Below are 26,550 nucleotides of genomic sequence, written 5' to 3' on the forward strand. Positions count from 1 at the left end.
CCGGGTACTGAATCGGGATGAAGGGTCGGCCGGGAGCGATCAGCCGATCGACGTGTCGTCTGCCGCCTTTCGTGCGGCATGCGCGCAGAGCATTTGCCGGTAGAAACGCTTGCGCGCGGTCCGGAGGCCGCAAACAGCGCGTGTGTCGGGGTGCAGCGCCCGGGCCGCCGCGCGCAGGACGGCAAAGGACGAAGCGGTCGCTGGCAGCCCGAGGCGCTGATAGGCTGGGTCGGTCATGTCAGGTAACCTCGACCACGGGCGAGGCGAGATGCGGATCGACTTGTGCCTCGATCCGTTCGGCCCGGCCCATCCAGGGTTCGGGCCGGATCGCCTTTACCCAGTCGGCGAAGCTCGGGATGAAGCCGAGGTCTTCCTTCACATGCTGTTCCCCGACCCAGCGGGTCGGGATGATGCGCCCGGTCGAGAGCGTGAGGGTCTGCCCGAAAATCGTCTCGGCCATGAAGATGCCCTCGGCATGGTGGCGTAAAGCCCGGTGCCGGAAGTCCGCAGTAATCTCCTTGCTCTGGTCGAACCAGGCATGCACCGCCATGAAATCGTCGACCGTGCCGCCCCATTTTTTCACCGAGGACAGGGCGTGGTGATAGGGATGTGCCATCGCCGCCCCCTCAGAAATCGTGTGTGTAGAGTTCAGACGAGGTGAAGCGCTCGTTGAACTCAAGGTGGATGCAGCGGGCGGCCGCGTCGAAGCAGAACTCGCCCCAGGCACCGTCGTTGTTCTCCCAGCCACCATGGGTGTCGGAGAGGAAGTCGTAGGCCAGTTGCTCGACGACATCTTCGAGCGAGAGCTGCCGCATCTCGACCTCGGGGTCGTCCGAGGTCAGCGCGGCGTAGTCGATCTCGGTCGCGGGGAAATCGACGGCGGTCTCCCCGGACCACGCGCCGATGCTTTCGATCTGGCCGCTGTCCCCGGCCCCATCGAAGGTCACGGTCACATGGGTGATGCCCGCGGCAGTCAGGCCATCGAAGAGGCGCTCCTTGTTGGCCGGACGCAAAGCTGCGATCCGCGCGTCACGCTCGGACTGCCGAGCCAGCACGGCGGCGAAATCAATCCTGGACGGCGCCATCGGCGCGGCCAGGGTGGGTTCGATATTGGACATTGGAAACTCCGAAATGAGGGAAAGGATCTGAACCCCGAGGCTCTCTCTCGTCCTCGTAGGCTCACATCCTCCCCTGCCCTTCTCTGACTCTCGGGCGTCACGCCGCGATCTGCAGGGCGCGAGACGCGAAGACACGCCAGAGCGGATCGACAAGACGGGAATCGAGAACGTCGGCGTGGTGCCGCAGCCTTCGCGCGAGGCCATGTTCATGCCACTCGGCCGCCCGCATGGCCTGCGCGCGGGTCTGGCTGGCCTCGGACACGACGGCGCGGGCTTCGGCGGCATCCGAGACCGGGTGGCACCATGCGACCCCGCCATCACAGGTAGCTCCGGCCAGAACGAGACGGCCCTCCCGATCGAGGATTGCCAGGATGCGCGGAGCGTCTTCAGGTGTGATATCTTCGGCGTGAATGATTGCCCCCTGCATGGCCTCGGCCAGCGTGGCAAACCGCTCCAGTACCTTGGGGTGTGCCTGCCCGGACATGAGAGCTGCGGGCGCATGGCAAGCCGTCGTGAGTGCGAACGGTAAGTCTTGATCTGCAAAAACGGTCAGGAGGCTCGGCGGCAAACCTGTCTTCTGCGTTTCCGGCTGAGTTTGGAGAGGAAGGTCGAACATGGGCATATCTCCGACGGTGCGGAGAGCCTCTCTCCCCGCTTCAAACCGTCAAAGACCAAACCCCCGCCCTCTTCCTCGGAAGGGTGACGGCGGCAGGCTCGCAAGGCGCGTCACAGCTTGCCCAGGGCCCGCAGGCTCAGTTCCGTCCCGGCGCCGACGATGATGTGGTCATGCAGCGTCAGGCCGAAAAACTTACACCCATTCTGGATCTCCCCGGTCATGCTGAGATCGGCCTCCGACGGCGTTGGATCTCCCGACGGGTGGTTGTGGATCAGGATCAGGGCGCTGGCGTTCAGCATCAGAGCCCGTTTGATCACCTCGCGTGGATAGACCGGGACATGGTCGACCGTGCCGATCGACAAGAGCTCATCGGCGATGATGCGGTTCTTGCGGTCGAGATAGAGCACGTGGAACCGCTCGATCGGCCCGCGCACCGTAAGCGCGCAATAGTCAAGAAGCGCCTGCCAGCTGTCGATGACGGGGTTTCGGCTGAGATAGCGGCCGAGGATGTCGCGGGCCTCGAGGATGACAGTTTCTTCCTGGGGGGTCATGGGGGTCTCGCTGAAATGCGCAGGCCGAAGCCCCTTGCCCTCTCGGGGCGGGGCCAGTGGCGTGCATGTGGAAGAGGAAAACGCGACCGCCGCGGATGCAGGCGGTCGCTGTGCCGGGCTTCGCGTCAGCCGACCCGGTCGAGGAGCTTCTTGGCGCGCCCTTCCATATCAAGGCGGGCATCCTGCTGAGTCTTGTCGCGGGCGAGCCGCGTGATGCCCTGCACGAAATCGAAGATGCTCTCGGGCGGGCGGCCTTCCTCCATCAGCACCTTCTCGATGATCTTGCCGGATTCGGCTTTCGAGAAACCGCGCTTACGCAGGAAATCCGCACGGTCCTCATCGCTGCGCGCCACGATCTGCTGCCGCGCCGCCTTGATCCCGTTCACGAACCCCTGCGGCGAGGAATTGGCAAACCGCGTCAACGCGGGCGCGGCCTTATGTGCGAAGCGCGAAGCGGCGTATTTCGAGTGACGGATCTTGATCTCCTGGAAATCCTCGACACCCCAGAGGTTGCGGTTCTGGCACACCGCCCGCAGGTAGAAGCTCGCCATGCCGAGGGTCTTCGCGCCCACCTCGGAATTCCAGCAATAGAAGCCCCGGAAATAGAGATCGGGAGAGCCGTCCGCCAACTTGCCCGCCTCGATCGGGTTGCGATCGTCGACCAGGAACAGGAAGACGTCGCGGTCCGAGGCATAGAGCGTGGTCGTGTCACGGCTGATCTCGACATCGGGATTGTAGACCCCGGTCGACCAGTCCAGCACACCCGGCACCTTCCAGCGCGTATCGCCCGTGCCATTGCCCGCGATGCGCTGCACCGCTTCGACCAGCTCGAAATCGTGGATGCGGCCATAGTCCGGACCGGTCACTGCCCGCAACTCCGTGCGGCCATCCTCGGTCTCGAAGGTCTTCACCTGCTCGGCGCGGTGGTTGGTCAGGCCGTGTTGCAGGTTGATCCCGGCCAGCGGCGCGGGCAGCTGCCGCAGGTAAGACGCCGGAGCGCCGACGATGCTGGCAAGCTGGCCAAAGGCCCAGTGCGTCGGCGCGACCGGTTCATGCGCTTTCGGCAGCATCAGGTGCAATCGCTCGGGGTTGTCGCGCGCGGCCTCGACCCGGATGTCGGCCGTCTGGACCACCCGGCTGCGGCTGCGCTCGGAGCGGCCTTTCACACTGGCCCAGAGATCATCGAGCGACAGATACCTCTCATCATCGGGCCGGTTGAACCATTCGGACGACACCCGCCCGTTCCGCTCACCCCGGCTCGCGTCCACCTTCCAGCCACCAGCCCGCGCCGGTGCGACCGGATCCAGAACTTCCACAACACCCATCGGTATTCCTCCGTGACAGGCGCCGGGAGCCACTCTCCCAGCCCTCAACCCGTCACCGGAAAACCGGCCAACCTCAAACTCTCTCGGGCAAACGGCGCTAAGTCGGAGGCGCCGCACGCCCGCAACTCGCTGGTGTTGACCTGCGTTCAAAAATGGCAGAGTTTAAACATGGCCTTTCTCGCAGGCCGGTGTGCCCGCCACGCGAAGCTTTGCAGCGATCTTGATTTCGAACAGCAGACCTCATGCCATCGGCGGGTCTGATTAGCAGCGGGCACCTAGTCAGATCCAGCTTGGACATGGATCATGACAGAGAACGATCAACTTAAGACATTGAAACTTCTGGCAAAGCGATACGCTAGAGCGACGGGGCAGCCGCAGCACGTGGCGCTCGACTTTGTTGCTGCTCGATTGGGCTTTCCTCATTGGAACGCATTGACGGTCAGCGCAAAAGGAGAGTGGGCCCCATCCGAAGCACAAGTCGCCGCGATAAAGGCCTTCGTGCAACGGATCACGTCCTACGAGGGTACGACCTTTGACCATATCTTCGGGGGGCTCGACGCCATCACTCGAGGCGAAGTACGAGGGCATCCATACGAGTTGAGCACGATGCTTGGCGACGTTCGTATGGAAGGTGACAGCTGGCGCATAGTGCTGCCAGAAAACCCTTCGGCTGCCCCTCGTGTCGAGATCGACATCAAGCATGCCCAGACCAGCCCGATGAACGATCGCGTGCTACGTGAAGAAGCCATCGGGATTGCGAGGGAATTGATGCAGAGCGTCAAGGCGCGGCGATTTGCCGATTGGCCACGGCGCGCCACAAAGCCGGATGCGGAAGGAAATGTGCGGCACCCGTTCTTGGAGATGGAGGAATCGAACCTCTGGTACTGCCTTCACTGCAACTCAGAGATCACCGGCCCACAGATCGCTGGAAACCAATGGCACTGCCCCAGCTGCGGCGCATCACCAATCAACATATTTCCAGAAGCCTTCTGGCTGGAACCGACCGATGAAAAACCAGTGCCAGTCCAATCCCGCGCCGAAAGGCAAGAGATTGAACCCATCGTGTCAATTATAGATCCGCGGCCAAGGCTTGACCTCGACAGTGACCAGGTGACCCATTTGATCCGGGCTGCCCTTTTCGAGGATGCGACCAATGCAAGCGAGCGCATGGGAGCGAGTCTGGCCGAAATCTGGGTTGATGACGATCTCGACGTGGTTGTTTCCTTCGAGGATCACTACTGGCCCGAGGACAAGGAGCCGACCGCTGCGATCGAAGTGGCCGCACTGCTTGGGATCGAGATTGAGTTGGAAGTTACTTGGTCGGATCCGTTGTTCGCATGGCCCGGTTTGGGCACCGTGACCCAGAGCACGGCCGATTATACGCGGTTGATGCTCGACACGTATCTCAGTCACGGCGCGACCATAACCAAAGACGAAATCTAGCTCGTGCGCATGTTGAACAATTAGGCGCATTCAAGGCGCTCAGCACCGGAAGGCAAGCGTGGGTGCCTTTTCCAGTGGCCCGAAAAGACTTTAGCCCGGCGGTTTAACCCGCCGGGCCCGAGGGGGTGACCCCGCTCCTCAGAACGGGATCTCATCGTCGCGGTCGACCAACTCGGGGTTTTCGTTCTCGGCCGACTTCGGACGGCTCAGGAAGTCGACCTTCTCGGCGATGATCTCGCAGCCGTAGCGGTCGTTCCCCAGGCTGTCGATCCACTTGGTGTAGTGGATGCGGCCGTGGACGAGGACCTTCATCCCCTTTTCGCAATGCTCGGCGACCGTCTTGCCGAGACCGTTGAAGCAGGTGATGCGGTGCCATTCGGTGTCCATGACCCGGTAGCCGTTCTCGTCGCGCATCACACGGCCTTCCGAGAGGCGGGGACGCGAGGTGGCGAGGCTGAAGTTGGTGATCTTGGTGCCGCTCTGGGTGGTGCGGACTTCGGGGGTCTGACCGATGTTGCCGGCGAGGATGACGATGTTCTGCATGATAAGCTCCTGTTTTTCCTGTCTTCGGGACCGTCCCTTCGACAAGACCCTGAAAAAGCCCGTCGGGTGACGCGTGCACGGTGGACAGCATGGACACCGGACACCCCCAGAGGACCGGGGTGGAGCGGGCAGGACGCCAAAGGCGGCCAACACGGCCCGGACTGACGCGGGGTTGCGCGCAGGAGATCGAACGGGATTAGGGGATTGTCAGTCGAAGGGATGGCCCAGGAGACAGAGAGATACGGGGAGCCCATGCCAGACCATGTCCCCTTGCCCATTGGGACTGCTTTACCCCAAGCCCAGCACGCCGCTAGCGGCCCAAGTGGCTATCACCGGCTCTCGCCCCCCTGCCCTTCCGTGCTGCGGAATGCAGGGCCTTGCCGCGACGGGCTATCGATACCGGAATATTCAGGACACGGACCGCACCAACGGCTGCTTTCGATCTCGACGTACTGTCGCTCAGCGAGCTGAAGAAAATGCAGAATGACGTCGCCAAAGCGATTGCCACATTCGAAGATCGGCACAAGGTGGAAGCCCGCGCCAACGTGGAAGCTTCCGCCCGAGACCTCGGCTACTCCCTAGCCTACGGCGACCCCGAACAGCGCACCGACTCCAGCGGTCGCCGCCATGGCGAGTGCACCCCAGAGCGTGACCCTTGCAGCACCTCGAATAACACCAGCACCGCCAGCAGAAGCGCCTAATCCACCAAGAACCGCGAGGCCGAGGATCGTCGACACGGCGACCAAGAAAACGATCCGTGCATCCGGGACGACCAGTACGACGATCAAGGGCAGCACCGCACCCACGGCGAAGGTCAGCGCCGACACCAAGGCGGCCTGGATCGGGCGGGCTGTCACGGTCTCGGAGATGCCAAGCTCGTCGCGGGCATGCGATCCGAGCGCGTCACGTTCGGTCAGTTGCACGGCCACCTTTTCGGCAAGGTCTCGGTCCAGCCCTCGCTCGACATAGATTTGGGTAAGTTCTTCGAGTTCGGCCTCGGGTGTTTCCGCCAGTTCGCGGGTCTCGCGCGCAAGGTCAGCGTTTTCCGCGTCAGTCTGAGAACTGACTGAGACGTACTCGCCTGCCGCCATGGACATCGCGCCGGCCACGAGGCCAGCCAGCCCCGCTATAAGGACCTCCGGCTTTCCCGATCCTGCTGCGGCGACGCCGACCACGAGGCTTGCCGTCGACACCAGCCCGTCGTTCGCGCCGAGAACGGCGGCCCGCAGCCAGCCGATGCGATGCACCATGTGGATTTCGGAATGCGAGAGGCGGCTCATGGCGTGGCTCCTTGCGCGATGTCATCCTGCCCGGAGGAGACAGCCTTTGGTTTCGGAATAGTGGGTTCATGGGGCGCGATGCGCAGCGCGCGGAGGGCGTTCAGGATCACTGCAACGTCGATGACCTCCTGCAGGAGCGCCCCCTGCACCGGAGTGAGATAGCCGAAAGCCGCCGCGATCATGCCCATGACCGAAAGGCCGATCCCGGCGACAACGCTTTCGACAGCGATGCGGCGCGCGCCGCGCGCGATCTCGATCCCTGGCCCGAGGCGGTCGATACGGTCGACAAGCAGCACGACATCCGCCGCCTCCGCCGAGGCCGCCGCGCCCCGTGCGCCCATGGCGACGCCCACGTCTGCCGCTGCGAGCGCGGGCGCGTCGTTGACCCCGTCGCCCACCATCATCACCGGGCCGTTCTTGCGCTCGGTGAGAACGAGCAACACTTTCTGGTCCGGTGTCAGCCCGGCCCGCAGACCGTCGAGCCCAAGCCCTTCGGTGACACGCTCGGCCACGTCAGCGCGGTCTCCGGTCGCGAGCAGGATACGCGCGATCCCCTCGCGCCGCAGCCCGTCCAGCATCTGGCCCGCGCCGTCGCGCAGGGGATCGGACATGACGAGATGCCCTACCATGTGCCCGTCGACCGCGACAGCAACGAGGACCGAACCAGCGGCGATGGCGGAATGATCGCCGGGCCGCCGTCCGACGCGGGATGCGACGAAGGCATCCCCGCCGACGATGATCTTCCGGCCTTCGACATAGCCGACGACGCCTTCGCCCGGAATCTCCGCCACGTCTGACGGAACGGGTAGAGAGAAGCCCCGCTCCTTTGCGGCGGCGACGATGGCCTGAGCCACGGGGTGCTTGGACGCTTGGTCGAGCGCGGCAGCCAAGCGCAGTATGTCCTCCTCTGCCATGCCGTCGTGGCTGTCGATTGCAACGATCTGCGGCCGTCCGTCCGTCAGCGTGCCGGTCTTGTCGAGGATCAGCGTGCGGATGCGCGCCATCGTCTCGAGCGGCCCCGCTCCCTTGATCAGCACCCCGAAATGCGCCGCGCGCGACAGGCCTGCGACCAGCGCGACCGGCACGGCCAGGATCAGGGGACATGGCGTTGCGACGACAAGCACGGCGACGGCCCGGATCGGATCGCCGGTGAACCACCATGCCGCGAAGGCGATGCTGACCGTGACGGCCAGAAACCCCAGCGACCAACGGTCGGCCAGTCGCGACATGGGCGCCTTGGAGGCCTGCGCCTCTTCCACCAGCCGGACGATCCCGGCATAGGTGCTGTCCTTGGCCTCGTGAGTTGCGATCAGGTCGAAGGCTTCGCCCGCGTTGGTCGATCCGCTCATGGCCTCGGCGCCGTAACGGAGCCGGACGGGCAGGGATTCCCCCGTCAGCGCCGAGGTATCGACGAAGGCCGTCTCTGAGCTCACGGAGCCATCCACCGGCACCACGTCGCCCTGCCGGATCAGAAGGCGGTCGCCGGGCGCAATTTCGTTCAGCGGCACTTCCTCCAGCCCGCCATTCCGGTGTCTTGTCGCGGTCCGGGGCACACGGGACAGCAGGTCGTGCATTTCACGGCGGGCACGCCCTTCCGCGAAGGCTTCGAGGAAGGTGCCGCCGGAATACATTACGGCGACCACCGCCGCGGCGAGGGTCTCGCCGAAGACGAGCGCCGCCGACATGGAGAGCGCGGCGACAATATCGAGGCCCACTTCGCCGGAACGCAGGCTGCGCAGAATCTCGACCACGAGCGCGGCGAGCGCGGGAACGACGCCCGCGATCCAGACCGCGTTCGCGACGTCGGGTTCGCCGGAAAAGTAGAAGGCAAGTCCCGCAATCAGGCCGGTCGCGGCAATGAGCAGGATAGCGGTCTTGAAGCGGTCGGTCCGTGTCGTTTCCATGCGGCTCATCTCCCCTCGGCTGAGGCGATTGCCGCTGGCTCTTCGGAAAATAGTCGTCCGACTCCCACGCCCCTTACGTTGACAACATCATCGCGCAAGAGGAACAGGGCGTCGAGGCCGCTTTGTTTTGCGAGCGTCGCGCCTTTGACCGGCCCAAGCACCATGAGGGCCGTCGCCCAGGCATCTGCCTCTGCACAGCTGCGGGCCACGACCGTGATGGAGGCCGGCGACGCGATCAGCGGCGCTCCCCGCCTCGGGTCCATCGTGTGCGACAGGCGGCGCCCCTGCACCTCGACCCAGTGACGGTAGTCGCCCGAGGTCGCGACGGCGGCATCCTGAAGCGCGAGGATCGAATGCGGCGTCCGGCGCTCGGCGTCCGGCGCCTCGACCGCGATGGTCCAGGCTTCACCGTCCGGCCTGAGGCCCATTGCACGCATCTCGCCATCGATCCCGACGAGTCCGTCGGATATGCCTTGATTGCGGAGGATTTCGGCCAGTCGATCCACGCCGTAGCCCTTGGCGATGCCATTCAGGTCCAGCGCGATGGGTGCGGCCTTGCGCACGTGTTCGCCGTTGATCTCGAGCACGTCATGCGCCGGGCGGCGCGAGGCGGCCATCGCGGTGCGGATGCCATCCGGCGCGGCGGCCTCCGGTCCGAAGCCCCAGGCCATCACCGCGTCGCCCATGCCGATGTCGAAGGCTCCGCCAGAGGCGCGGCCAATTTCCAGGCCGAGGCGTAGCACCTCGAGCAATCGTGCAGGAACAGCGATCCATTCACCGATCGGTGCCGCGTTGAGCCGCATAAGGTCGCTGTCCGGCTTCCAGGTCGACATCTGTCCGTCCACCTCATCCACGGCCGCCTGCAATGCCGAGCGGACCGGCCCCGGGTCGAAACCGGGGTCCGCGAATAACAGCGCCGACCACCTCGTGCCCATCGTCGGCCCGTTCAGCGCGATGCGCGCCCGCTCAGTAGACATCTTCGACATACCGCCCCTCCGCCTTCAGGACTGCTGGTGTCAGCCCGGCCGGCGCGAGGATCTCGGCCAGCGCCTCGGCCACGCCGGCGGCCATGTCTCGTCCGCCGCAGACCATCACGCGCGCCCCATTGCGGATGAGCTCCGCGACCTGAGTGGCCTCGCTGCGCAGCGCGTCCTGGACGTAATGGGGACGCGCCCCGCGCGAGACGGCCGTGACCAGCCGGCTTACACGCCCTTCGTCCTGCCATCCGGGGAACTCCTCGCCGTAGAAGAAATCGCTGTCGGGATGGCGCATGCCGAAGAACAGGTGGATCGGCCTGCGGCGCGTATTGCCGCGCACAAAGCCCGCTAGCGGCCCGATGCCGGTCCCCGCGCCGATCAGGATCAGAGGCGCCCGGCTTCGGCCCGTACGGAAGCCGGGGTTGGGGCGCAGGAAGGCGCTCACCGTATCGCCAGGTTCCAGCGCTGTGAGCTGACCCGAGCAGAGCCCGCCGGGATGCTTCTTGACCACGATCTCGATGAAACCGTCGCGGCGCCCAGAGGCGAGCGAATAGAGCCGCGGGACGGTCCCGCCTTCGGGCAGAATGCCGATCAGGTCACCCGCCTGGAACCGTGCGAACCCGCCCCCGAGCAGCCGTTGCCCGAGCGAGACGCGGGGAAACGCGAAGCGGAGGATGGCGGTCGGGGCCTGCACCTCGGCGCCGTAGTCGCGGCGCGAGACGAGGGTCAGCGTGGTCGTCTTCGGCAGGACCGGCTGGTGCGTCAGGTTGAGCGCAATGCCGAGCGCGTCACCGAGCGACTGGCCCCAGCGGGCGAAATCCTGCGGCGACTGGCGGTCGATTGTGTCGAAAGCCAGCAGTTCGGGCCAGCCCTTCGCCTCTGCCGCAGTTGCGACGGACTCCGCGTAGGCGCAATAGGCCGGAAAGCTTCTATCGCCGAAGCCGAGCACCGCAAGAGGGATGTCCGCCGCCCGGTCGCACGCGTTCAGCCGGTCGAGAAAGCCCTTCGCCGAGGCGGGCGCCGCGCCGTCGCCATAGGTTGCGGCGAGCAGGATGATCCGCTGGGCCATAGCGTAGCGTTCTGGCGCGAAGGCCGACATCGGTGTTGTGTGTACCTTCTGCCCGGCTTGCGTCAGTGCGGTGTGGAGCGTGGCCGCAAATCCCCAGGTGCTGCCGCCCTCGCTGCCGACGAGCAGGATCGTCTCGGCACGTCCCGCGGGCTGATTGCCTCGGATGCGCGGCCGCCCCCTCCGTCCCGCGAGCCAGACGACAACGCCAGTCACGCCCATGGCCGGGACGCCGAGCGCCATCAGGCCCAAAACGAGGCCAAGCGTCGCCGCGCCCTGTCCGGTGTGCAGCATGTAGATGGTTTCCGAAACGCGTTCCCACCCGGTCAGGTCAGTCCAGGCCAGCAGCGCCCCGGTGCCCTGATCGAGATACCCGGTCCCACGGTCGGTCTTCAGCGTGAAGACGTCCGTAGCGTCGCCGGGATAGGGAAAGCTCAGTTCGCGCAACTCGGCGACGGGCGTCTGCTGCAGCGTGGCCATCCGGTCCAGCGCAAACCCCGTCGCTCCACTGACCTCGGTCGGCATGGCCGGGATGGCGCCGCCATCCGGCAGGAGATCGAAGGTCGACGCCGTCATCCAGAGGGCGGTCGTGGAAGACAGAACGAAGCCGACGACGGCGATCCGGGCGATCTCGACGTGCAGCCGCCCGGCAAGCGGTCCGCGCAAGCGCGCGAACCAGTGTCGCCAGCCTCCCGCCCGCCGCGCGACCAGCGCCGCGCCGGAGAGCGAGAGGATCAGCATCGCGGCCGCCCCTGCGGCCATGGCGATGCGGCCGCCGTCCCCGAGGAACAGCGAGCGGTGCAGGTTGGTGAGCCAGCGTTCGGCCTGGTTCGGGTCGGCCGAGGCCACGCCCTCACCCGTCGCCGGGTCGATCACGGCGGCCCCCGGCGCGCCCTGATCGAACCAGTAGGCAGTGATCCGGCCCGAGGGCGACCGGCGGATCTGCTCCACGCCCGGATGGACCGCCCGAATGCGGTCCGCGAGGGCGGCGACCGTGAGCCCGGTCTCCGGCTGCAGGGCGGCAAGCCGTTCGGCCGCAGGGAAGACCGACAGTGCCGCGCCACTCAGCGCGAGAATCGTGACGAGCGCGAGGGCCAGAAGACCCGGCCAGCGATGGAGTGCACGGATCATGGCCCCGATCCTCACATGTCGTAGGCGAAGCTGGCGACGTACCGGCGCCCGCGCACCGGCGTGCCCGCGCCGTCGGTCGTGAGCGGCACCGCCACCTCGTTCGGACTGTCGCGCATGTCCTCGACGGCCGCGTCGATGTGGAGCGTGTAGCCCGCATCGAACAGCGCATCAGCCAGATCAAGCGTGATCTCAAGACTGCGGCCCGCGCCGACGCTGGCCCCGGTAATGCCGTTGACCTGCGCAGTATCGCCGCCCGTGGCACGGTACCAGTCGCTCAGATGCTCGTAGTATTTGGACTTGCCACCAGCCATCCAGAGACTGCCAACATAGGCGCCCGAGGCGTCGGTGACGTAAAGTGCAAGATAGGCTCCGTCACCGCCATAATTGTTGAGGGTGGTGGTCAGCGTCACCGGCCGCGCCATGGCGAGGCCGGGAACCGTCAGCGCCGTGGTAAGCGCGAGCGTTGCGAGAAGTGATTTCATGGGAATGATCCTTGTTCAGGGTGCTTCGGAGCTGTTCAGTTCACCTGAACCTGCGGAGGGGTGCCATTTCCGAAGAGGCCGTTCTGAGGAGGAGCGACCGTTCCAGCGGGCGCGGGATTGCGGGCGCCGCCCCGACAATCGTCGTCGTCATCATCGTCGTCACAGTCATCATCATCATCGTCATTGTCGTGTCCGCGACGCGAACCGTCCCGCCAGCGGTCGTCATCGTCGCTTGCGAGAATGAGAGGCATGTCTTGTGAGGCGTCGTCAAAGAGCGCGGCCACGGGCCGAAGCATGCTGTCGGCCGGGGCCTGCATCGCGCTCCAGGCAGGAACGCCGATGGCGGCGGTCAGCGCCGTTGTCGCTGCGAGAAGGGTCAGGGTCTTTTTCATGGCAAGGTCTCCTTTCGTCTGATGAGACAAATCTGGCGCGTCGACCTGAGGGCTTCCTGACGCCCCAGCGATTCCTCCTTCAGCTTGCCGTCAGGAAAAAAATGGCCCCGCCGATGATGGCGGGGCCAAAAAGATGCGAGCGCAGGCTACAGGGCTGGCATGGCTATGCGCCCTGCCCCGCGTTCAGGCGAATTCGAACTGCTCGAAGCGGACACGGCGAGGCGTTTGGCCTTGTGCTTTCAAGCCCTTGAGAATCCCGTCCTTCAGACCGGTTGGGCCGCAGAACCACAAATCGGCTTGCCGGATCGCGAAAGGGACCGCGCCGATCAGGCGCTCGGCCGTGAGCCTGCCATCGCGCGCCGTGACGACCACCTCGAAACTGAAACTCGGATTGCGGGCGGCCGCAGCGCGCAGCGTCTCCAACCCGATCGCCTCGTCTTGCGTTCGAACACAGTGGACGAGGTGAATGTCGCGCCTTTCCGCCTCCGTCAGGCTTTCCGCCCAGGCGAGGAACGGCGTGATACCTATACCGCCGGCCAGCCAGATCTGGCGCGCACCGCCCTTGCGAAAATCGAACCGCCCATAGGGGCCTTCGACCTGCACGCGCGTTCCGGTCCGCAACGTCGCCGGAAGGCTCCGTGTCCACCCACCCAGAGCCCGGATGGAAAACGTCAGGGAGCCATCAGGGCGCGGGGCACTGGCGATCGTGAAAGGGTGCGGCTCGGACAGTCCAGCTTCCGGCGCTCGAACGAAAGCGAATTGCCCGGGCCGCCACCGCATGGCACGGCCTTTGGGAGTGAGCATCAAGGTGGTCGTGTCACCGGTCTGGCTGATCTGGCTGACAGTGAAGTCTCTACGCCGTAGATGCGGAGCGAGCAACTCGGTGAAGATCCAGGCGACAACTCCGGCGATTCCGAAAGCATTCAGCACCAACATGAATGTCGGGTCCACCCCAGCAGGCACATCGACAAAAAACTGGTGAAACACCACGATAGCAAAAAGAGCTCCCATGAAACGATGGCTAAACCGCCAGAGCTGATAGGGAATCTCGAGCCCGATGAAGGGCAATCTCCGGAACCAGCTGACAGCAACCAGGGCGAGAAGCGCGTTGAAGGCGAGTTCGCCTGCCTCTTCACCCAGTTCCCCTAGGGAGGTTTCACGCACCAAACGCTCGAAATCCGGCTCTATCTGTTGGTGCAGGATCATGAGGACCATTGCGGAAATGCCGAGCCATTTGTGCACCCGGTACATGCGATCGAGACCGCCGAACAATGGTTCCACCAGTGGGGGCCGTGCGGCGAGGATCAATGTCTGCGCCATCGCGACAACCGCCGCGGCCCCGACGGCAATACCAAATGCTGCGTCCGCACCATAAGGCGCATAGGTGTTCAACCCGAGCAGAGCCGCCAGCAGGCATGGCAGCGCCACCAGCACCGGGCCCGTCAGAGCCAGAGTAGAGTTGAGGGAAAGCCGAGGGAGTGGGGGAAGGCCCGGCGCGGAGACATTACCATCACGATGCGCCGTATCAGTCATCGTCGTGTCTCTCGTGATGGCGGTCGCGACGATCATCATCGTCGTCCTCAAACTCGAACTCGATTACTTCCAGCGTGGCCGGGTGGACCGTCACCTCGATCGCCCGCCCCTGGGCATCCCGGCCGTCAATTTCGTAGCAGCCATCGTCGATCTTGATGCGGCGAACCGCCCAGCCATTTTCCTCGGCAAGACGGGCAACCGCATCGCGCGGCTGCCAATCAGCCATCGGGACGAAGCAGTCGTCGTCAGCCAGCGCCGCGCCGGCCGGGAAGACCGCGAGAAAGCCGATAATTGTCAATGTCTTCTTCATGGGGCACACTCCTAGTGGCTCGCCTCTTGATGCACTTCATGCGCTGCGAAGCTGACAACAGCCTGAACGGGCGCGACCCACAGGCTTCAGCTTCGTGTCAGCCAGACGGATCATGGAGGGACATCAGACAAGGACGGGTACGACCATGCGCATATTGCTGATCGAAGATGACACGACTCTCGGCGCTGCCGTCCGCGACCAGATCGCAGCCGATGGCCAGTCAGTGGATTGGGTTACGCGGTTGGATGCGGCGCGCGATGCCATGGCTGCTACGTCCTACGACTTGATCCTGCTCGACCTGATGCTGCCGGACGGGCGCGGTATAGGGTTTCTCAAGGGCTTGCGCACGCGGGGCGACGTGACTCCGGTCATCATTCTTACCGCACTCGACCAGGTGTCCGATCGGATCGACGGGCTTCATGCAGGCGCTGACGACTATCTTGTGAAGCCTTTCGACCTGTCGGAACTGTCGGCGCGGATCGGATCGGTCGCGCGGCGCTACAGCGGCAACCCCAACCCGATCCTGACCCACGGACCGCTCGACATCGACCTTGCCGCGCGCAGCGTCCATCGGGATGGCAGTCATGTGCCGCTGACAGCGCGGGAATGGGCGCTCTTCGAAGCGTTCCTCGCGCGTCCCGGGCAGCTCCTGTCCAAGGCGCAGTTGGAGGAGAAGCTCTACGCCTTCGACGCCGAGGTCGAGAGCAACACCATCGAGGTCCATGTCAGCCGCCTGCGGAAGAAACTGGGGAGCGCAATCATCGAAACCGAGCGCGGCATGGGCTACCGCCTGGGCAGGCCATGAGGTGGCCCGCAAGCCTTCAGGCGCGGCTCGGCCTATCCGTGGGGCTGGTGCTGACGGTGCTGTGGCTGCTGGCTGCGACGGTGACGGCCGTGATCGTCCGGGCCGAAATGGACGAGGTCTTCGACAGCGCGCTCCGTGAGACAACGGAGCGGATCCTGCCGCTGGCAGTAACCGACATCGTCGGGCGGGAAGATCAGGGTGTGACCCAGCGGCTCGCCCCGATCCGTGCGCACGACGAGTTCTTCACCTATCTCGTGCGCGATGCCGAAGGCCGCATCCTGCTGCAATCGCATGCGGCGGACCCCACCGTGTTCCCCTCCTATGACGGGCCCGGGTTTCGCCAGACCGCGACGCACCGTCTCTACAGCGACGCGGCGCTTCAGGACACGATCCGCATCACAGTGGCCGAGCCGCTGGCCCACCGCATGTCGGTGGCTCGCGAAATCCAGATGGGTCTCGGCCTGCCCTTGCTGATCGTGCTTCCAGTGGCCTTGATCGCGATCATCCTGGCAGTTCGCTTCAGCCTTGATCCTCTGCGCCGGTTCCGCGCGCGGCTGGAAGCACGTGGCGCTCGCGACCTTTCGCAGGTTCCTCACGAGGGGCTTCCAACTGAAATCGGCCCGTTGGCTGATACGCTGAACAGCCTGCTGGCCAGATTACGTGAGGCGTTCGAGGCCGAGCGAAGCTTCGCCGCGAACGCCGCTCACGAGTTGCGCACACCACTCGCGGGAGCGATCGCGCAGGCGCAGAGGCTCAGGTCGGAAACCAAGGACCGAGCGGCTGCACAACGTGCGACCGACATCGAGGAGACGCTGAAAAGGCTGACGCGACGCACAGAACGCATGATGCAACTCGCGCGGGCAGAAGGCGGGCGATTGAGGATGGACAAAAGCTCGGATCTGAGGGGCGTTGCGAGAATTGTGGTGGACGATATTGGCCGCACGGGCACGCCAGATCGTATCAGGCTAAATCTTCCCGACATGGCTGTCATGTCAGATCTTGATCCCGACGCCTTCGCCATTCTGTGCCGGAACCTCGTGGAAAACGCTCTTCGTCATGGGGGACAGACTACCCCGGTCGACGTCACGCTGACCGCATCTGGCCAGTTCACCGTGGCAAATGACGGCCCTGTCGTGCCAGGCGAAACACTCGACCGGCTGACAGCGCGTTTCGAGCGGGCCTCTGCCACCTCCGACGGCAGCGGCCTGGGTCTTGCCATCGTCGCCGCAATCGCAGAGCGGATCAGCAGCCGCCTTGTCCTTCAATCGCCGCGGCCGGGCCGGACCACAGGTTTTCAAGTATCGCTCAGGTTGCCGATAGACGACAGCGAGTGACAGCGACATCCACTTTGGTTCCCAAAGGGTCAAATGCAGCCTTGGGATCAAGATCATCAGGGCCTGGCCTGGCGCGTCGGTTACCGTGCTATGCAGCGTCACGCTCGGAAAGGCAGCGCACAGCGCCAGCAGCCTGTTCGGAATGGACCCCGCGCTGATGAACGTCATGTAACCAGCGCTCACCATGAGGGTGACCGCTGTTTCCAGCATATAGGGATGGTCGACGAAAAGGCTTCCCGAACATGGTAGAAGCAGACTGTCGGAAGCGATTGTTAGCCGACTGACTATCCCCGGTCACGGGGGCATTACTAGGCCCAGGTGCACACCTGTGCCACGCCTGGGCCCTCGGGAAGTGAGGCCGAAGCTTCACCCGAACGGGTCGTATTCCGAGACGATCACGACCTCGTCTCCGTCGATTTCGTCGGCGGGGACGGCGCCATAGGTTCCATCACCGGCCTGGAAGACGACGATCGAGACCATGAGCGTGGCGGCGAGGGAGGCGGCGAAGGCGTGTGCGTCTTTGCGGGACATATGTTTGGCTCCTGTCTTGGAGGCGGAGGACCATCCCCCGCGCGACAGGACCCCGCAGGCCCGAAGACTGGCTGACATCACCGGGTGCGTTCGGCCCGAAAAAGTGAAACGGGGCCGAATCCACCCGGCGGCACGGGCTCGCCCGTAGTCCGACCCCTCGCGGGTTGATCTCGAAGACGGGATTCGGGGCAAGGAAGGGAATGGCGAGCGGGGGATGGTGCGACCGCTGATTGGAGCCGGGTGTCCCGCTGATGCTTTCGCTGCCAGCCTCCCGGGCAGGCTTATCGTGGAAGACCTCCTTCCGTGTTGGATTGGATCCTATGGTGCCCCGCGATCTCGCGGGAGAGGGACGTGATGGGTGAGAGGCCAGCGCTTGGGCAGGCCCCTTGGGCTCGTAATGGGCTCAGGCGGCAAGCTCCGCGCCCCCTGCCCTGCCAGCGTCTTCTTCGCCGACGATCTCCAGCCGCGCATTGCGATAGCTTTCCCTGGCGATCCAGAGTTCGGCAGCCGTGACGGACTCGGCCAGATGCAACAGCTCAGTGCAGCCGCCAAAATCCAGAAGGACGCGCACCTGCCCAGGCTTCGGCTCTTCTGCCACCTCGAAGGTCAACACACTGTCAGCCGAATGCGTTCGCATGATGGTGACGAGAATGACCCCGTCCGAGGAGAAGTTCCCCTCGTGCAGCGTGAACGACGCCGGCGCCGTCCAGGTCCGATAGGGTCGCGGCGGCTCCTTCTTCACAAGCCGACCGACGCCGTTCGAGCGTTCCCAGGCCGCAAGCTTCTTCGTAAACCGCGCAGGCGGTTTCGGACTGTTGTCGGTGTAGCGAATGAGCGCGCCCAGGGGCGCGGTGTCGAGAATGGTGGTTGCAGACATGATTCCTCATCCTGAATGCGTCATTTTGCATTCATCTCGTTGATATTGTTGACTTTTATGTGATTGCGGGCGGGGAAACCCGCCCTCGGATGGCGCGGATCACTCCGCAGCCATCATCGATGCATCATCACCCGGCAGGTCAGCGGTGAGGAAGGCAGGAAGGTCGACATCCTCGCTCTGGTCGGCGTCGGAAACGGGTTCAGACGCCCCCTGCCCTTCCGCGTCGTCGAGTGCTGCCAGGTCGTGACGGCGAAGAACCTCCGGCAACCAACCGCTGCCTTTCAGCAGACGCTCGGCTTCGGTCGCCATCTCGCCCTTCTTCAGGTGATCGAGGAGTTGCGCCGTCCCCTCCCCTTTCGCCTCGAGCACGGCCTCGAGGATCCGTGCCTTGGGCACGCGGTTCAGGTAAGTGTCGGCCGTCGGCTCCCAACCCGCCTCGACCATGTCGAGTTCGACCGCCTGTGCGACCAAGTCGGACTGGGTCATCCGCTTGGTCAAACCGCTGGCGGAGATACCGGCACCATAAGGATTCACCTTCTCATGGAGCGCGTTGATACCGAAGCTGAGGCAATGCGCGAGTAGGGACAGCCGGCTCGGCTGATCAAGGGAGGTCAGGTAGTCCCAGAGCGCGGCATCGTTGCCGAGCGGCAAGTCGGCCTCCCACTCCGCGTGTCGGTCGTCCACCAGCTTGGCTACGACGCTTTCCTTCAGATCGCTCGCCTGCGCGGACATGTAGACGTGACGCACCGAGGCATCGAGGCAGCTGCCGGCCGAACTGGACGTCCGGAATGTGTCATTGACGAGCTTCAGGAGCAGCAGCGTCAACGCGACGTCAGGGGAGCGCCCGACCGCTTCGCGCAGTGCCAATGTCCGGTGCGCCGTCAACTCCATGACCAGCCGCTCAGGCAAGGGCTTCAACGCACCATCGTCCTCGTCGTCGGGCACGTTGGCGGCAAGCGCCTGACCGGCAGAGGTGATCACCGTGCCATGGCCGACACCATCCGCGCTGCTCGCAGCCGAAAGCTCAGTGCCCTGCCCGTCTGCTGCCGGTTCACCGCTGTGGACATCGGCGTCTTCCCGTGGCTCATCCTCGGGCCGCACAAAGCCCCGATAGACGGCAAGCTCGCCAAAGCGGTCAAGCGTCACGAAAGCCCCTGCCCGTGCGATCTCCACATCGTCGAAGATCAGCGGCCGGGCCTCGAGCTTCTCCATCGCGACTTCCAACGCGCCAAGGCGCGCGTCGATCTCTTCGGGGAATTCATCCTGGCCCTCGTATTCCTCCTCGAGCGCCCGGTACTCGGCAAGCAGCTTGGCATGGGCCGCGCCTTCGTCATCCGTCATCGGCGCTGGATCTCCGCTCAGTCGCCGCAAACCGTGGCTGTAGCCATAGGGCAGGTCGAGCGAGACCTCGATCCATTTCCAGCCCTCGGGCGCGATGGCTTCGGCTTCAGCCTGAAGCTTCTCGCTGACCAGGCGATCAAGCAAGGCAGGGTCTTCCAGCCAACCGCCGTCGTCACCCTGGAAAAGGTCGTGCAACATGGTGCCGCCAGCCATCTCGTACGCCTCGATGCCGACAAAGACGGCACGACGGTCAGAGGCGCGCACCGAGGTTTCCGTCAGCATCCGCCGGATCTGATAGGGTTCCTTGTTCCACGACGACCGGATCGCCTCCCAGACCTGAACCTGACGCTCGTGATCCGGATTGACGGTGAAGGCCATCAGCTGCTCCAGCGTCATTTCATCCTCGGCATAAAGTTCGAGCAGGGCAGGGGCCACGGCGGCGAGTTTCAGGCGCTGTTTCACCACCTGCGGCGTGACGAAGAAGGCGGCTGCGATCTCTTCATCGCCTTGACCCTTCTCCCGAAGCGCCACGAAGGCGCGGAACTGGTCGAGCGGATGCAGGGCTGCGCGCTGCATGTTCTCAGCGAGCGAGTCGTCTTCGGCGAGGATCGCGGAAGTGGCATCCCGCACGATGCAGGGAATGGGCGTCGTCTTGGCCAAGCGTTTCTGCTTCACTAGTAGTGAAAGGGCTTGGAAGCGCCGACCGCCAGCGGGGATTTCGAACTTACCGGTCTCGGACCCGTCATCCGCCAGAACGGGCCGAACGCTCAGGCTCTGCAGCAACCCGCGGCGGGCGATGTCTTCGGCCAGTTCCTCGACCGAAATGCCAGCCTTGATGCGCCGGACGTTGGACTGGCTCAGCACGAGCTTGTCGAAGGGAATGTCCCGGGACGGGGACAGGGTGACTTTCTGGGCAGATTTCGCCATCAGATCTTCTCCACGACGGGCGCCGGAAGCCACTCTCCCGATCTCACTTCCCGTCACCCCTCAAACCAACAAACCTTTCCCTCTCTTATTCTGACGCTCCCGAGACAGGACCTTAACAGCTGTTAAGTCGTCAGTTCCGATGTCGCGGAACAGTACGCAGTCTCTCAACCTTAACAGCTGTTAAGCTGCAGATCGTCGCCCAATCAATGCCATGACCATCGGCCCACAGGAAAACTCACCGGCCGCAGCTTTGGCAGTTAGAGCTCGCAAGTATCCACCAGGCGATCTGATGTCCTCAAAGCGTTCCAGCATGGCAGCAACGACGATCGACGCTTGCTCCGGACCCATGAACCGCTGAGCTTCTTCCCATGCAGACGCACTGATCCCCATAGCTGGCCGCACATGGCATGCCGCGTCAAAAAGCTGATGCCAATGTCGGATTTCGCCTTGGTAGAAGGTATTGAGCGAGGGACATGCCGCGATCACCAGGTGCAGCGGGATCTTTGGCAGGTGTCTTGTGTCCTGTTCATCGACGTCAGCCACGGGCTCATCCCTGTCCACATCTGGCACGCCGGCCGCCGCCCCGCTTTTTTCTAAAGCAGGTTCAAGATCTATAGATTCTATATTTGAACTCTGATGGTGGCGCTCAGATCGGGCATCATTGGTGTTCATTCCTTCTGTTTCAGAGCCATCAATGATGTTGCGTGCCTGGTCGAGGAGAGCTTCAAGATCGGCTCGATAGGCCACGAGGTCCTCAATTGAAAGCTTGCGGCGAAGCGCGCGCGCTGTGAGGATAGCCTTGTCACGAAGCTGGTCCCAGATGCCGAGGCCTGGCTGCATCTCGCCTCCGAACTCCGCGAGAGCCGCGAGATCACGCCGCATGAGGCTTACAACCTCTCTCAGACGCCTGACGCGCTCCTCAGCCTCACGTACGGCCTCTGCGGCCCGTGCTATCTCCTCGGACTGGCAGTAGAGCGGGGAAAGATCGAAGCCAAAGGCGACGCGCTCTTCGCCGTGCTTGCGGACGTAGCGCTTTCCATTGGGGCTATCACGCCGCTGGAGCAAACCAGCATCGACAAGACGCGCGAGGTGACGACGCATCGTGGAGCAGGGCATACCATTCAGGCGCTCACAGATCGCCTTGTTCGAGGGGAAGACTACCATCTCGGCGTTCCCGCCAAGTGCATCGTCTGGAAAGAAGCTGAGGAGCCCCTGCAAAACAGTCAAATCACGTTCTGACACGCCAAAGGCCGCTTGCGCCTTGGAGAGCTCGCGCAGGAGTTCCCACTTGTTGACGGGTCTGCCCGGAACAGATGCCTCGGGGCGCTCGATCACGCGCAGATGGGCGTGCGAGATCGGCCGCATAAACGGCGAAATCGGTGTGTACTCCATGAAAACATTCACGAAGGCAAAATTTCTGCGGCCCGCGAATCGCTTTGCGCTTGCGGGGTAGGGGCCAGAACGCTACATTCAGAAGTGCGAAAACTGAGATTTTGTAGCGGGCTGATCCCGGTGCGAAACCTTACAAAGGTCTCGTGAAGCTAGCTTCTCGGGGCCTTTTTCTTTTTTGCCTGTATCGTGCCTCCTTCTTGTTGGTTGCTCTTCCTCAGTCTTCTGAACGCTTCCAGCGCTCATGAAGCTCGGTAATCAGCTTTGAGGCATTGCCCTCCAACCAGCTGACAAATTCAGGTTCATCCGTAGTCAGATCGAGTTTTAGCTGCTTGCCTTGGCGACCGGTCCTGACTGTCGCAGCTCCGACACCGGGGATCGCCAAAGCAGGCGCGCCCTTGCGAGACGGACTTGCTTTCCTCTCCGCGCTCTTCGCAGCTTCCAGAACTGCGAGAAACGCACGATCAGAAACCTCATCGACCGAGCCGGAACTTTCGGACTTAGCTGTATGAGCTGCGGCTTGCAGTTGGTCTCGATCACCGTCGTAGGCACCCAAGGCCTTTTTGAGTTCTTCCCATCTTGGGCGACCAATCCCAGGAGCTGCACCAATTGCCTGGATGAGTTCCTCGCCGACTGTCCGAACGACACTCAAGAGTTGTGAAACCCCAGCTTCGTGGAGGTTAAGGACTTCGGCGACACCTCGATTGGTGCGCTCAGCCCCTTCCAAATGGTCACCGTCCAGAAGCGCCGTTGCAACAAGCGCGCGTTCAATAAAGCTCAGATCACGACGCTCTTGGTTCTCGAGAAGCTGATCTCGAAGCGCTTGATCACCCTCAACTTCCGTGACGATGGCTCGAACTTTGATACCGAGTTCGCGACATGCTTCTAGGCGCCTGCGGCCATAGATCAGGTTGTAGCGATCGCCTTCCAGTGGGCGGACCAAGACAGGCACACGCTGACCGTTCTTGGAGATAGAGTTCTTCAGGCCCTCAACTTCAATCTGAAGCCTGTCATCCAACCGTCCTTCGGTAACAATCTGCGCCGGATCGATCTCAAATACACCGCCACGCAGTCGGCGTCCTTCAAGAGCGTCAGGAGCGTTGCGAAGGGTCTGCAGCGGCAGGCCAAGTTTAGGCTTTCTTGCCATTCCGCCCCCATGTGTTCTGGATGATTTCAGCGATCTCATCGTTCACTGCGTTCATGGATTCGATCGCACGATCAAACGTCTGACGCGTGAAGTCCTTCTTGTCAGCTTCGTAGAGCGTTTGCTTGGTCAAGCCGGCATCAGAAATTGCGGTCGATTCAACCATGTGATTGGTCAGGACCGACCTCCCGAACAGCCCGCGAATGAAAGCGATGACTTCGGTTTGTGGCGCGTCGCCGACTTTGTATCGCGTTGGCAAAAAGCGCAGCCAATCGAAGCGCAGATTTGCGCCTGCATCCCTGATCACTCCCAGGAGATCCGCAGTCATTCGCAGGAATTGGGACATCGACATGAGGTCAAGCATCTGCGGGTGAACCGTCACGAGTACACCCGAGGACGCGGAAAGTGCTGACATCGTCAAGAAACCAAGCTGCGGCGGGCAGTCGATCACAACAACGTCGTAGTTTGCTTCAACACTATCGAGAGCATCATGAACTCTCGCAAAGAACGCCTTCGCTCCTCCTCGCTGGATAGCAGCAGGCGTCTCGTGCTCGAACTCCATGAGTTCAAGGTTGCCCGGGATGAGATCAAGGCCGCGGATGTAGGTCTTGCGGATCACTTCGCCGATCGGAACCGGATCGTCATAGCGAACTGCATCATAGAGGGTTCCGCCCTCCATAAGGTCGAGTTCCGGCTGGATTCCATGAAGAGCTGAAAGGGATGCTTGAGGGTCGAGATCGATCGCAAGAACCCTGTACCCCTTAAGCGCCAAGCGTTGAGCGAGGTGAGCAGACGTCGTCGTTTTGCCGGACCCGCCCTTGAAGTTCACCACTGAAACGACTTGAAGCTCGTCACCGTCGCGACGCCCAGGCACGTAAGTTCCAGACTTTTTTGCGTTTCCTTCAAGCGTCTGCCGGATTTCCCAGATATCGTCGAGCGTATAGCGACGATGACTTCCAGCCGTCGTCTCAACGTCAACGATCTTTCCTTCTCGATGAAGCTTCCGAAGATAGGTATGGTCGACGCCAAGGAGCTCAGCAGCTTCGCCGCTAGTCAAAGTGCGCATCACCTTCTTTGCATCCGGAGGGAAGTGTGCGGCGCGCTGAGCATGCAGGTTCGACGCGAGAAGTTCCGCGTAGTGCCCGATGGCGATGTCTAGATCCTGCTCTACTTCGCTCATGTCTACCCCGATCCGTGGGCGCGTTTTTTATGTGACCGCGCGTTATTTTTCGAGACTATTGCCCGACCAACCAGATTCGTGCAAGCACTTTCTAGATTTAGTGGAAATCGGTTAGGCCAACACAAGTGTGATCCTCAGAGGAGCCCCAGCTTTTCAGCACGCTCCAGCAGCATTCTGACTGAGGAAGGCTGCCAGCTGGTGCGACCGCGAGGGGTGCGCTCACGCATGGATTCCAGTCGGTCGCAGATTGCCTGCAAGGTGATCTCGGGGTCAGCACCTTTGATTGCGGCGACAATCGCAGGCAGGCGATCGTCGGTTTCGCGACGTCCAGCGCGTCCAAGCACTTCAGCAGGCAGGAATCCGTCCGCCACGTATGCCTTCACGGCGCGAAGCAAGCGGCTTTGCGTCCAGCGCCGATCATGGGGCAGGGGGCCATTGATGATCCGCAGGACGTCTTCCCAAGCCAGATCGGGGCGCAAACGGCGCACATGGGGCACCCAATCCTGCGCAGTTTCGTTCAAGCGCTCCATGTAGCCGTCCTGTCGCGCCAGCCGCACCTTGCGCAGCGCTTCAGGGTCCTTGGCGCGAAGACCTGGGTTGCCGCCGACGCGGCCCTTTGAGCGTGCCGAGGCAAGTCCGGCTTTGGTACGCTCGCGGATCAGAGCGCGTTCGAACTCAGCCGCAGCGCCCAGAACCTGCAACGTGAACTTGCCCTGGGGCGAGGCAGTGTCGATCGGGTCCTGGAGCGAGCGGAAGAACGCCCCCTTGCCCTCCAGTTTTTCGATCACCTCAAGTAGGTGCGACAAAGACCGCGCAAGCCGGTCGATCCGCACGACGACCAGCGTGTCGCCCTTGCCAATCCGCTCCAGCACACGTGCAAGCACGGGCCGCGCGCGATTGCCGCCCGAGGCGTGCTCTTCAAAGATCTCGGTGCATCCCGCAGACTGCAGTGCTTCAGACTGGGGCAGGGGGGTCTGATCCTCGGTGGAGACGCGCGCATAGCCAATCAGGGGCATGAAACTGGGCCGTTTGCAATTTAATATATCGCCAATAAACGACCGTTTGTAAACGAATGCAAGAGCGTGCTCTGTGGCACTGCTCATCAGAAACCCCTTAGTTTGCATAGGCTGAGCGCGATCAGAGAGTTCTGGCAGACCGTGCCGCGCGCATGCAATATAAGGAGCGCGGGCGCATTCCGACAAAACCCTTGGGTAAAAAGCAAAATTCCAGTATTTTGCACATATGAAGCCTCAAGTGCCTGCCTTTCATGATGAATCGGACGCTCTCTTCCTCGACGCTGAGGAGGTGGAACAGTCGTCCGAAGACGATCTTTGGTTCCTGCCCGGTCCGATGGAAGAGGAGCCGGATTACTTGCCACCAGGACCACGGGCCGAACTGCGTGAAGGCGAGGTCCTCGACGATTGGCGGAAAGCAGAGGCAGGTCATGCCGCGCGTCTTGCCCGTGTGGCCGGTCGCGTCGGCGCGCTGGACGACCGCCTGAAGCGCAGCCCGGAAGGATGGCGGCACAGGCTTGCCCTGATCGAGGCTGCCGACCTCAGCTGGTTCGCGGGTGACCGCATTGGCCCGGATCGCATTGCTATTTGGATATCCATGCGCCTGTCAGGCGTTCAAGAGGACCCCGCAGCACTGGCGCGTGTCGGTTGGGCGGTACGTCGTCTGACAGGGGGACCAGGCCCAGAGGTGGACCTTTCTGCCTTCCTCGATCGTCGCGATCCCGAGAACATGGTCGATGACGCCGAGCCTTTCGCGGATCGCGCGGGCGGTTGGCTGAACCTGATGGCGCAAGCCGCCGAGCTGCACCCGATAACCCGTGCCTGCGCGGGTTATCACCTCTGGAGCCTTGCGGGCCTTGGGCAGCAGGGCGATCGAATGGAAGCGGCAGTCACGGCCGCGCGGATCGCGGCCAGCGAGGGCAAGGGAGCAGTCTTTGCACCTCTGGCCATGGGTGGGGCAGGGGGGCTGCGCGCTGGCGGCCCACCCGCTGATCGTTTGGCGCGTTGGCTTGAGGGGATGGAGACGGCATGTCTGACAGCAATGCGGCACCTAGACGATGTCGAAGCATGGTCAGCGCGGGCGGAAGCCGAAATGACACCGCTTTCGGGCAAGACCCCGCGCGCCTTGCGCGCTGTGCTTACCGAATGGCCCCTTGTCTCTACCCCGATGGGCGAGGTCCTGACCAACGCTAGCCGTGCCGCCGTTCAACGCAATATTGCCTGGATGGAAGCGCGAGGCCTGATCCGCGAGGTGACCGGCCAGGGGCGATTCAAGATATGGGTAGCGGCACGATCTTGAATCTTCCAGTTCGATGCATGGGAGCTTCAAGAGTTCGG

General features: G+C 63.2%; 26 protein-coding genes. 4 read left to right on the top strand and 22 right to left on the bottom strand.

What is annotated here, in order from left to right:
- Positions 1-39: 39 nt before the first annotated feature.
- The 6 genes from G0A00_RS18900 to G0A00_RS18925 form a co-directional block, all read right to left on the bottom strand.
- Positions 40-237 (bottom strand): hypothetical protein, encoded by a 198-nt coding sequence (locus tag G0A00_RS18900; protein WP_038070038.1) that lies wholly within the window; start codon positions 235-237, stop codon positions 40-42.
- Between the two features lies 1 nt (position 238).
- On the bottom strand, positions 239-616 hold the full coding sequence (locus tag G0A00_RS18905) for a hypothetical protein (protein ID WP_038070035.1): 378 nt from the start codon (positions 614-616) through the stop codon (positions 239-241).
- Between the two features lie 10 nt (positions 617-626).
- The gene (locus G0A00_RS18910; protein ID WP_038070033.1) at positions 627-1,118 is read right to left on the bottom strand and encodes a DUF6878 family protein; all 492 of its coding nucleotides are present in this window, start codon (positions 1,116-1,118) and stop codon (positions 627-629) included.
- 97 nt (positions 1,119-1,215) lie between these two features.
- On the bottom strand, positions 1,216-1,734 hold the full coding sequence (locus G0A00_RS18915; RefSeq protein WP_038070031.1) for a hypothetical protein: 519 nt from the start codon (positions 1,732-1,734) through the stop codon (positions 1,216-1,218).
- Positions 1,735-1,844: 110 nt separating this feature from the next.
- Entirely contained in the window at positions 1,845-2,285 is a 441-nt protein-coding gene (locus G0A00_RS18920) for a RadC family protein (protein WP_038070029.1), read from the bottom strand.
- A 125-nt stretch (positions 2,286-2,410) separates the two neighbouring features.
- Entirely contained in the window at positions 2,411-3,610 is a 1,200-nt protein-coding gene (locus G0A00_RS18925; RefSeq protein ID WP_038070026.1) for a hypothetical protein, read from the bottom strand.
- A 303-nt stretch (positions 3,611-3,913) separates the two neighbouring features.
- On the opposite strand from G0A00_RS18925, the gene G0A00_RS18930 reads away from it, so the two are divergent.
- Positions 3,914-5,053 carry a hypothetical protein gene (locus G0A00_RS18930; RefSeq protein WP_235953169.1) on the top strand — a complete coding sequence of 380 codons (1,140 nt, stop codon included), beginning with the start codon at positions 3,914-3,916 and terminating at the stop codon, positions 5,051-5,053.
- Between the two features lie 138 nt (positions 5,054-5,191).
- Here the strand turns inward: G0A00_RS18930 and G0A00_RS18935 are convergent, their stop codons facing one another.
- The 9 genes from G0A00_RS18935 to G0A00_RS18975 all read right to left on the bottom strand — a co-directional run bounded on the left by G0A00_RS18935 (position 5,192) and on the right by G0A00_RS18975 (position 14,671).
- Complete coding sequence (locus G0A00_RS18935; RefSeq protein ID WP_089849802.1) at positions 5,192-5,596, bottom strand: single-stranded DNA-binding protein; 405 nt, start codon at positions 5,594-5,596, stop codon at positions 5,192-5,194.
- Positions 5,597-6,174: 578 nt separating this feature from the next.
- Positions 6,175-6,876 (bottom strand): VIT family protein, encoded by a 702-nt coding sequence (locus G0A00_RS18940; protein WP_038070015.1) that lies wholly within the window; start codon positions 6,874-6,876, stop codon positions 6,175-6,177.
- Entirely contained in the window at positions 6,873-8,780 is a 1,908-nt protein-coding gene (locus tag G0A00_RS18945; RefSeq protein ID WP_164183347.1) for a heavy metal translocating P-type ATPase, read from the bottom strand. Before G0A00_RS18945 ends, G0A00_RS18940 begins: the two co-directional genes overlap by 4 nt.
- Positions 8,781-8,785: 5 nt before the next feature.
- Complete coding sequence (locus tag G0A00_RS18950; protein WP_007803253.1) at positions 8,786-9,766, bottom strand: FAD:protein FMN transferase; 981 nt, start codon at positions 9,764-9,766, stop codon at positions 8,786-8,788.
- Positions 9,747-11,954, bottom strand: a complete 2,208-nt coding sequence (locus G0A00_RS18955; RefSeq protein ID WP_164183349.1) for a PepSY domain-containing protein — start codon at positions 11,952-11,954, stop codon at positions 9,747-9,749. The genes G0A00_RS18950 and G0A00_RS18955 overlap by 20 nt, the downstream gene beginning before the upstream one ends.
- An 11-nt stretch (positions 11,955-11,965) precedes the next feature.
- Positions 11,966-12,436: a DUF2271 domain-containing protein gene (locus tag G0A00_RS18960; RefSeq protein ID WP_164183350.1), complete on the bottom strand. Its 471-nt coding sequence runs from the start codon at positions 12,434-12,436 to the stop codon at positions 11,966-11,968.
- Positions 12,437-12,471: 35 nt separating this feature from the next.
- On the bottom strand, positions 12,472-12,828 hold the full coding sequence (locus G0A00_RS18965) for a hypothetical protein (protein WP_164183351.1): 357 nt from the start codon (positions 12,826-12,828) through the stop codon (positions 12,472-12,474).
- Between the two features lie 183 nt (positions 12,829-13,011).
- Positions 13,012-14,400, bottom strand: coding sequence for a ferric reductase-like transmembrane domain-containing protein (locus tag G0A00_RS18970; RefSeq protein WP_235953171.1), 1,389 nt, complete (start codon positions 14,398-14,400; stop codon positions 13,012-13,014).
- Positions 14,354-14,671, bottom strand: a complete 318-nt coding sequence (locus G0A00_RS18975; RefSeq protein ID WP_164183353.1) for a PepSY domain-containing protein — start codon at positions 14,669-14,671, stop codon at positions 14,354-14,356. Before G0A00_RS18975 ends, G0A00_RS18970 begins: the two co-directional genes overlap by 47 nt.
- Positions 14,672-14,816: 145 nt before the next feature.
- Here G0A00_RS18975 and G0A00_RS18980 point away from each other — a divergent pair, with 145 nt between their 5' ends.
- Both G0A00_RS18980 and G0A00_RS18985 read left to right on the top strand, forming a co-directional pair.
- Entirely contained in the window at positions 14,817-15,476 is a 660-nt protein-coding gene (locus G0A00_RS18980; protein WP_164183354.1) for a response regulator transcription factor, read from the top strand.
- Positions 15,473-16,810 carry an ATP-binding protein gene (locus G0A00_RS18985; RefSeq protein WP_164183355.1) on the top strand — a complete coding sequence of 446 codons (1,338 nt, stop codon included), beginning with the start codon at positions 15,473-15,475 and terminating at the stop codon, positions 16,808-16,810. The genes G0A00_RS18980 and G0A00_RS18985 overlap by 4 nt, the downstream gene beginning before the upstream one ends.
- A 366-nt stretch (positions 16,811-17,176) precedes the next feature.
- Here the strand turns inward: G0A00_RS18985 and G0A00_RS26410 are convergent, their stop codons facing one another.
- From G0A00_RS26410 to G0A00_RS19015, 7 genes are all read right to left on the bottom strand, one after another.
- Positions 17,177-17,341, bottom strand: a complete 165-nt coding sequence (locus tag G0A00_RS26410; RefSeq protein WP_009574204.1) for a hypothetical protein — start codon at positions 17,339-17,341, stop codon at positions 17,177-17,179.
- Positions 17,342-17,744: 403 nt separating this feature from the next.
- Positions 17,745-18,218 carry a hypothetical protein gene (locus G0A00_RS18990; RefSeq protein WP_164183356.1) on the bottom strand — a complete coding sequence of 158 codons (474 nt, stop codon included), beginning with the start codon at positions 18,216-18,218 and terminating at the stop codon, positions 17,745-17,747.
- Positions 18,219-18,317: 99 nt separating this feature from the next.
- Positions 18,318-20,486, bottom strand: coding sequence for a ParB/RepB/Spo0J family partition protein (locus G0A00_RS18995; RefSeq protein WP_164183357.1), 2,169 nt, complete (start codon positions 20,484-20,486; stop codon positions 18,318-18,320).
- A gap of 180 nt (positions 20,487-20,666) precedes the next feature.
- Entirely contained in the window at positions 20,667-21,878 is a 1,212-nt protein-coding gene (gene repC, locus G0A00_RS19000; RefSeq protein WP_038147420.1) for a plasmid replication protein RepC, read from the bottom strand.
- Positions 21,879-22,092: 214 nt separating this feature from the next.
- A complete protein-coding gene (repB, locus tag G0A00_RS19005; RefSeq protein WP_078542900.1) occupies positions 22,093-23,022 on the bottom strand; it encodes a plasmid partitioning protein RepB in 930 nt (309 codons plus the stop codon).
- Positions 23,006-24,199, bottom strand: a complete 1,194-nt coding sequence (gene repA, locus G0A00_RS19010) for a plasmid partitioning protein RepA (protein WP_038147418.1) — start codon at positions 24,197-24,199, stop codon at positions 23,006-23,008. The genes repB and repA overlap by 17 nt, the downstream gene beginning before the upstream one ends.
- Positions 24,200-24,333: 134 nt before the next feature.
- Positions 24,334-25,215: a recombinase family protein gene (locus G0A00_RS19015; RefSeq protein ID WP_038147529.1), complete on the bottom strand. Its 882-nt coding sequence runs from the start codon at positions 25,213-25,215 to the stop codon at positions 24,334-24,336.
- A gap of 226 nt (positions 25,216-25,441) precedes the next feature.
- Here G0A00_RS19015 and G0A00_RS19020 point away from each other — a divergent pair, with 226 nt between their 5' ends.
- Positions 25,442-26,512: a hypothetical protein gene (locus G0A00_RS19020; RefSeq protein ID WP_043872360.1), complete on the top strand. Its 1,071-nt coding sequence runs from the start codon at positions 25,442-25,444 to the stop codon at positions 26,510-26,512.
- The last annotated feature ends 38 nt before the right edge of the window (positions 26,513-26,550 follow it).

This window comes from Salipiger sp. PrR002, from assembly GCF_010500775.1.
GTDB lineage: Bacteria > Pseudomonadota > Alphaproteobacteria > Rhodobacterales > Rhodobacteraceae > Salipiger.